At 28.4% G+C, this 832-nt stretch carries 2 protein-coding genes; both read left to right on the forward strand.

The genetic code is table 11. The features are described 5' to 3' along the window. Positions 1-51: 51 nt before the first annotated feature. Entirely contained in the window at positions 52-495 is a 444-nt protein-coding gene (locus tag MBCUT_RS01450; protein ID WP_067257889.1) for a helix-turn-helix domain-containing protein, read from the forward strand. Beyond that, positions 483-832 (forward strand): transposase (locus tag MBCUT_RS01455; RefSeq protein ID WP_211263751.1); only part of this gene is annotated, 350 nt, incomplete at its 3' end. The genes MBCUT_RS01450 and MBCUT_RS01455, both read left to right, overlap by 13 nt.

The following is an 832-nucleotide window of genomic DNA, read 5'->3' on the forward strand; positions in this document are numbered from 1 at the left end:
AAAATTAATTTTAGTGATATATTTATATGGTATTAAGTTTAATATATTAGTATGTCAAGAAAAAAATTTGAACTTCCAGAAAATGATAAAAAAGCTATGAAAAAATTTGTTAGAAAGTCCAAAGAAATATTAAGAGCTAATATACTTTTATTACTTGATAAAGGATTTAAAAATATTGAAATTGCCAACATATTAGATATTAGTCATAATACGGTAGGTAGAATTAAAAAAAGATATTTAGAAGGAGGTTATGAACATGCTTTGTACGATAAACCTCGTTCTGGTCAACCTAAGAAATATGGAATTGAAGAAGAAACTTTAATCGCTGCTTTTGCTTGCACCGATCCTCCAGAAGGACATAAAAGATGGACAGTTAGGCTTCTTGCTGAAAAACTTCGTGAAGAAAAAGGCTTTGAATCCATAACTCATCAATCGGTTCGTATTATTTTAAAAAAGACTCAACAAGACCATGGATTAAAAAAATGTGGTACATAGCAAAAATTGATACAGAATATCGAAAAAGAATGTATAGGATTTTAAAATTATATTCTGAGGAATATGATCCACAATATCCTATTATTTGCTTTGATGAGAAACATAAGTATTTTATACATGATTTAAAAACTAAAATTCCCATGAAACCAGGCAGCCCCGAAAAACATGATTATACATATAAAATAAGAGGATCCGCCAATATTTTTGTCGCTGTTGACTTTAAAGGAGGTAAAAGGGACATAACTGTTACAGATAGAAGAACTAAAAAAGATTTCGCATTATATATTAAACATTTGGTGGATAATGTGTTTCCTAAAGCTAAAAAACTAAGAATTAT

The organism is Methanobrevibacter cuticularis, from assembly GCF_001639285.1.
Lineage (GTDB): Archaea > Methanobacteriota > Methanobacteria > Methanobacteriales > Methanobacteriaceae > Methanobaculum > Methanobaculum cuticulare.

Excerpts from the sequence above, each read along its gene's own strand:
- MBCUT_RS01450 (WP_067257889.1), top strand. The coding sequence starts at position 52 with ATGTCAAGAAAAAAATTTGAACTTCCAGAAAATGATAAAAAAGCTATG.